Genomic DNA, 6,000 nt, shown 5'->3' on the forward strand with positions numbered 1-6,000 from the left:
GCGTTCGCGGTCCCTTTTTTCATGCGGATATGGCTGCGTCTCCCTGCTAGTCGGGGATGTAGCGGTTGATGGTGGCCGCGCCTTCTTCATGGGCACGGTAGTAGATGCGCAGCTCGCCTTTGTCGTCCAGCTCGAAGCGGGACTCCTGGACAAGGCCGTTGACCTCGGCCGTCATCAGCGCGGAAAGGATGTCTTTTTTATTGAGGGCCCGGAAGGAACCATAGGTGCCCTTGAGGGCCTCGATGATGTCTTCGGGACAGGCTTCGTCCACCGTGGTCAGATACTTGAGGATGGCAAAGTTCAGGGGTCTCATCCTACTGCTCCTTTCTGTGGAAGAGGGCCAGGGGGTTGGTGGCGATGGTGAAGATGCCCACGACCATCAAGACGGCGCCAACCCAGGCCACAGGCACCATGTTCCAGCCGTCCAGACCGAAGACGACGCCCAGGATGAGCCAGCAGAAGAAGGGCCCCCAGAAGGAATAGGCGCCGTTACAGGCCATGCCCAGGGCCGCACCGCACATGGCGTTGCCCCGGTACCAGCACATGAAGTTGAAGTAGCACAGGAAACCGGCCACCACGAACCACTTCATGGAATCCACGTCGGCAAGGGCCTTGCCCAGCATGGCAAAGCCGTCCGTCTGACCGATCCAGCCCAGGATGGGCACCAGGATGATGAGATTGGAGATGCCGATGGTCACTTCACGGATGGTGATGCCCACTTCGGAATCGATGATGGACACCCCGTAACCGCACACACAGCCTTCGATGCCCCAGCCCAGAGCGGCCAGGAAGCCGAAGAACAGGCCCAGCATCATGTGGGGACGCGCCTCGATGCCGCCCATGCTGGAGAAGCCGATCAGGGCGCTGGCCGAAAGACAGATCAGGATGCCCAGCATCATGCGGGGCGTCAGGGGCTGCCGGAACAGGAAGCGGGCCAGGATGGCGCCGATGGCCGGGCACAGGGCGCTGATGGGCACGACGATGGAGCCGGCCATCTGCAGGCCCACCACATAACAGGTGGAGGCGAAGGGGCCGCCGAACAGGGCCGCCACCAGCATCATCATGCCGGGACGCGTCTTGAAGCTGCGCCCGAAGTCGCCCAGTTTGCCGCGCAGGGCCGCCATGATGAGCGCCCAGATAGCCGCACAGCCGTCAGTGAGGCCGGCGCCCAGGGCGCTCAGCAAAAAGAGGACCGCGAATTCCGACAGGCCGGAATTCTCGCCGTACCAGACGGCCCAGATGCCCATGGCCATGGCGTAGGTCATGAAGGCCGTGTACATGCCGTAGACCATACCGGACGAGACAGCCGTCAGGATGCCCCGCGTCTGGAAACTTTTTTTCATGGCCCGCCTGGCGGCCACGGCAGCCGCACTGGGAGCAGCACATTGTGTCATGACTCCTCCAAATGATCCCTTGCCGGGATCTCAATAAGTTACAGTGCACATGGCGGCACCGGGCCTTCCCCGCCCAGGCGGGATACCGGCCCCGGTACCGGCAAGGACTGGCAGCGCCGGGAAGGGACGGCCCTCCCGGAATCCTTTCTTCCGCAAAACTAGGCCGTGACCACCGTGCCCAGCGGTTCGCCGTCCAGCAGATAACGGCGCAGGCTGGAGGGCTGGCGGCCATCCAGGATCAGGGCCCGGGAGCAACCTTCGTCCAGGGCATGCAGACAGGACTGCACCTTGGGGATCATGCCGCCGTTGATGACACCGGCCTCGATGAGCTCGGCGATGCGGGCGCGGTCCAGGGAGGGGATCAGCTTCTTGTCCGCATCCAGGACGCCGGGAACGTCGGAGATCAGCACGAAGTAGTCGGCATACAGGGCCCCGGCCACGGCACCGGCCGCCGTGTCCGCATTGATGTTCAGGGCCTGGCCTTCAGGACCGGAGGCCACCGGCGCCACCACGGGCAAGAAGCCGCCGTCCAGCAGACAGGAAAGCACGGAGGCATCGACCTTTTCCACATCGCCCACCAGGCCCAGCACAGGGTCTTTCACCCGCGCCCGCAGCAGGCCCGCATCACGCCCGGAAAGGCCCGCGGCACGGGCGCCGTGCTGCAAGAAACGGCTGACCACGGTCTTGTTGACCTGGCCGCACAGCACCATCTCCACGGCCTGCATGGTGTCGGCATCGGTCACGCGCAGGCCCTTCTCAAAACGGCTCTCGATGGCCAGGCGGTTCAGCAGGGCGTTGATCTGGGGCCCGCCGCCATGCACCACCACCAGGCGCATGCTCTGCTGCAGAAATGCCATGTCGTCGGCAAAGGCCGCGTTCAGTTCGTCCTTGTCCATGGCATGGCCGCCGTACTTGATGACAACAGTCTGGGTGCTCATATCTTCTCCTTGAGGCACAGGCATGAAAATGCGGTAAGACCGCCTCACCGCTGTAGCACCCCCGGCCGGGGAGGCGCAAGATGCCCGCCGCTCCCCATGTGCTGCCCGCCATTGCAAGGCAGGCGTATTGGGGTTATCCTGCCCTGCCTTACAGCCGCAGGGGCAAGGCTCCGCACGCCCCCTGCATACCGACCGCAAAATCACCTCGACGGCCTGCCGTCGATGAAGGACAGTACCATGAATAAAGTCGTTACCCGTTTCGCGCCCAGCCCCACGGGCCATCTGCACATCGGCGGCGCGCGTACCGCCATCTTCTGCTGGCTGCTGGCCCGCCACTTCGGCGGCGAGTTCCACCTGCGCATCGAGGACACCGACCTGCTGCGCTCCAAGCAGGAGTACACCGACTCCATCCTGGCTTCCATGCGCTGGCTGGGACTGGACTGGGACGGCCCCCTCAACTACCAGACCCAGCGCACCGAGCTGTACAACAGCTATGTGGACAAGCTGCTGGAGACCGGCCACGCCTACTGGTGCTCCTGCACCCCCGAGGAAGTGGAAGCCATGCGCGAAAAAGCCCGCGCCCAGGGCCTGAAGCCCCGCTACAACGGCTGCTGCCGTGAACGCAACCTGGGCCCCGGCGAAGGCCGCTGCGTGCGTCTCAAGGCCCCCCAGGCCGGCAAGGTCGTGTTCGATGACATGGTCAAGGGCCGCATCGCCGTGGACGTGAGCGAACTGGACGATATGGTCATCCGCCGCGCCGACGGCATGCCCACCTACAACATGGCCGTGGTGGTGGACGACTACGAAATGGGCATCACCCACGTCATCCGCGGTGACGACCACGTGTCCAACACCCCCCGCCAGATCCTCATCTACGAAGCCCTGGGCCTGCCCGTGCCCACCTTCGGCCATGTGCCCATGATCCTGGGCCCCGACCGCCAGAAGCTCTCCAAGCGTCACGGCGCCCGCGCCGTCATCGAATACCAGAACGACGGCCTGCTGCCCCAGGCTCTGGTCAACTATCTGGTGCGTCTGGGCTGGTCCCACGGCGACCAGGAGATCTTCACCCAGGAAGAGCTCATCAAATTCTTCGACGGTACCAGCCTCAACCCCGCTGCCGCCGCCTTCGACCCGGCCAAGCTGGAGTGGATCAACGCCCACTTCATGCGTGAGATGCCCCTGGACGAACTGGCCAAGCTGGTGCGTCCCTTCGTGGAAAAAGCCGGTCTGCCCGCCGATGTCGCCGACGACAAGCTGGCCGCCCTGTGTCACATGTTCCGCGAGCGCGCCGGGGACCTCAAGGCCCTGGCCGAATCCTTCCGTCCCCTGCTGGTCAGCGCCGACGAGCTGGCCTATGACGAAAAGGCCTGCGCCAAGAACCTGACCGATGCCAGCAAGGCCCACCTCAATGCCGTGGCCGAACTCTTCGCCGCCTGCGATCCCTTCGACGCCCCCAGCCTCGAAGCCGCCCTGCACGGTTACATCGAAGGCAACGGCCTCAAGTTCAAGGATGTGGCCCCGGCCCTGCGCACGGCCCTCATGGGCTTCATGGGCGGCCCCCACCTGCCCGAGATCATGGCCTTCCTGGGCAAGGACGCCAGCCTGGCCCGCATCCGCCGCGCCGCGGGCATGTAAGCCTCTTTTGACAGCCCCTTGCCGGGGCACCCCTGAAAAATAAAAAAGCTGCCTCACGCCATCGTGAGGCAGCTTTTTTTGTCATCTATGGGGCCGATCCGCCAGGACAGGATTTATTGCCGTTCTGCCCTATTCGCCTGTCTGCGAACCCTGGGCATATGGAATCCGGGACAATCCGGGAAGGCTCAGGCCTCCCCTGTAAAAAAATCCCCCATCCTGCGCCATGGGCCGGTCCCTCTTTCGTACTACAGCCCCCAGCTTTCCTTACGGGCCACATAGAGCAGGTGTTCCATGTCCTGCCCGTAATAATGCTTGCTGAAGCGTCCGCACAGTTCCATGCCATTGCGCCGGGCCACCGCCAGAGAAGGCGTATTATCGCCTCTGATGCACGAAAAGACTTCCGGCACACCCAGTACGTCAAAAGCGAATTCCATGCACGCACGGGCCGATTCTGTGGCATATCCGCGGTGCCAGTAGTTCTTTGCCAGCAGATAGCCAACTTCCGGGACCTGCAAGGTCCGGGGCGTGGCATCGATACGCTCGCTGAGCAACGCGGAAGGCCCCACCTCTTCTCCGGCCGGAGCTTGTCCGCCCTCCTCACCATCAGCCGCAGCGGTACAGGCCGTCACCCCCGCACAGTCCTGCAGGGTGATGCCGCACTGGCCAATCATTTCGCCCGTTTCCCGCAGCTCCACGGCCAGGGCACCGTATCCCGGCACCACATAGCGGGCCTGCTGGCGCCGCAGCCAGTCCCAGACTTCCCTGTCACTGAAGGCATGCCCGTAGGCATACATCACCCCGGGATCCTGCAGGTAACGGCACAGGGCCGGGAAATCCGCATCCGTCATGGGACGCAGGCAACAACGTTCCGTCATGATCTCCAGCATCGATCCAGCTCCATCAGTAATATCTTGCGGAGGGCAAAGTGCCCTGTTCTTGTCCGCTTGTCCACAAGGATTTCAGAAAATATTCCAACAGGGAGCCAAGGGCCCCCAAAAAAATGGCTGCATTACTCCGGCAGCCCGCAACGCCATCTGCCTGATCCGGTACGCCCCGCGATCCCTTGCCTGCCAGCCCTCACAACCAGCTCCATTGTGTTGCGTATGGCCTTACGGAATGCCGGTCATCCGGCCTCACCGCAGATTCTTCCATCCTCGTACAGCCCCACCGGCAAAAGTTTTTGGAAGGGAGGGGCGCGGGGAGGGAGAACCTTTTTCCAAAAAGGTTTCCCTCCCCGCAAGCTTTTCTTCCTTCAAATTTTCAGGCGTCTGCCTGCCGTCCCCAAAACAAAAAAATCCCCGGCGGAGCGGGGACAAAAAAAGACCCCCTCGCGCTGAGAGCTGCAAGGGGGTCGAACAATCTTTGGCAGCGGCCTACTTTCCCACATGACGTTATGCAGTATCATCGGCGATGGAGAGCTTAACTTCCGAGTTCGGAATGGGGTCGGGTGTACCCTCTCCTCTATGGCTACCAAAGAAATTTGGCAAATTTATTGAAACAGGGATGGAAGGTTTTTCGAAAAAACAAGACGCACGGGCTATTAGTACTGGTCAGCTCCACCCCTCACAGGGCTTCCACCTCCAGCCTATCAACGAGGTCGTCTACCTCGGCCCTTCAGGACTTGCGTCAGGGAGAACTTATCTTAAGGCAGGCTTCCCGCTTAGATGCTTTCAGCGGTTATCCCTTCCACACATAGCTACCCTGCTGTGCCGTTGGCACGACAACAGGTCCACCAGTGGTGTGTCCATCCCGGTCCTCTCGTACTAGGGACAGGCCCTTTCAATTCTCCTACGCCCACAGAAGATAGGGACCAAACTGTCTCACGACGTTTTAAACCCAGCTCGCGTACCACTTTAAACGGCGAACAGCCGTACCCTTGGGACCTGCTTCAGCCCCAGGATGTGATGAGCCGACATCGAGGTGCCAAACCGCATCGTCGATGTGAACTCTTGGATGCGATCAGCCTGTTATCCCCGGCGTACCTTTTATCCAATGAGCGATGACCCTTCCATTCGGGATCACCGGATCACTAA

At 62.0% G+C, this 6,000-nt stretch carries 5 protein-coding genes and 2 rRNA genes (1 of these 7 running past the window's edge); 1 reads left to right on the forward strand and 6 read right to left on the reverse strand.

What is annotated here, in order from left to right; all coding sequences use genetic code 11:
* Nucleotides 1-46: 46 nt before the first annotated feature.
* The 3 genes from Q4I12_RS03630 to argB all read right to left on the reverse strand — a co-directional run bounded on the left by Q4I12_RS03630 (nt 47) and on the right by argB (nt 2,332).
* Entirely contained in the window at nt 47-313 is a 267-nt protein-coding gene (locus Q4I12_RS03630) for a hypothetical protein (protein ID WP_204626595.1), read from the reverse strand.
* A gap of 1 nt (nt 314) precedes the next feature.
* Entirely contained in the window at nt 315-1,394 is a 1,080-nt protein-coding gene (locus Q4I12_RS03635) for a DMT family transporter (RefSeq protein WP_239463959.1), read from the reverse strand.
* A gap of 158 nt (nt 1,395-1,552) precedes the next feature.
* Nucleotides 1,553-2,332: an acetylglutamate kinase gene (argB, locus tag Q4I12_RS03640; protein WP_289616861.1), complete on the reverse strand. Its 780-nt coding sequence runs from the start codon at nt 2,330-2,332 to the stop codon at nt 1,553-1,555.
* 237 nt (nt 2,333-2,569) lie between these two features.
* On the opposite strand from argB, the gene gltX reads away from it, so the two are divergent.
* Entirely contained in the window at nt 2,570-3,967 is a 1,398-nt protein-coding gene (gene gltX, locus Q4I12_RS03645) for a glutamate--tRNA ligase (RefSeq protein WP_168936469.1), read from the forward strand.
* 245 nt (nt 3,968-4,212) lie between these two features.
* Here gltX and Q4I12_RS03650 read toward each other — a convergent pair whose 3' ends face one another.
* From Q4I12_RS03650 to Q4I12_RS03660, 3 genes are all read right to left on the reverse strand, one after another.
* The gene (locus tag Q4I12_RS03650) at nt 4,213-4,854 is read right to left on the reverse strand and encodes a GNAT family N-acetyltransferase (RefSeq protein ID WP_302260607.1); all 642 of its coding nucleotides are present in this window, start codon (nt 4,852-4,854) and stop codon (nt 4,213-4,215) included.
* Between the two features lie 473 nt (nt 4,855-5,327).
* A 5S ribosomal RNA gene (rrf, locus tag Q4I12_RS03655) occupies nt 5,328-5,442 on the reverse strand.
* 44 nt (nt 5,443-5,486) lie between these two features.
* A 23S ribosomal RNA gene (locus Q4I12_RS03660) occupies nt 5,487-6,000 on the reverse strand; it runs 2,419 nt beyond the window's last position.

The sequence above is a fragment of the Desulfovibrio piger genome, from assembly GCF_951793255.1.
Lineage (GTDB): Bacteria > Desulfobacterota > Desulfovibrionia > Desulfovibrionales > Desulfovibrionaceae > Desulfovibrio.

Excerpts from the sequence above, each read along its gene's own strand:
- argB (WP_289616861.1), bottom strand. The coding sequence starts at position 2,332 with ATGAGCACCCAGACTGTTGTCATCAAGTACGGCGGCCATGCCATGGAC.
- Q4I12_RS03630 (WP_204626595.1), bottom strand. The coding sequence starts at position 313 with ATGAGACCCCTGAACTTTGCCATCCTCAAGTATCTGACCACGGTGGAC.
- Q4I12_RS03635 (WP_239463959.1), bottom strand. The coding sequence starts at position 1,394 with ATGACACAATGTGCTGCTCCCAGTGCGGCTGCCGTGGCCGCCAGGCGG.
- gltX (WP_168936469.1), top strand. The coding sequence starts at position 2,570 with ATGAATAAAGTCGTTACCCGTTTCGCGCCCAGCCCCACGGGCCATCTG.
- Q4I12_RS03650 (WP_302260607.1), bottom strand. The coding sequence starts at position 4,854 with ATGCTGGAGATCATGACGGAACGTTGTTGCCTGCGTCCCATGACGGAT.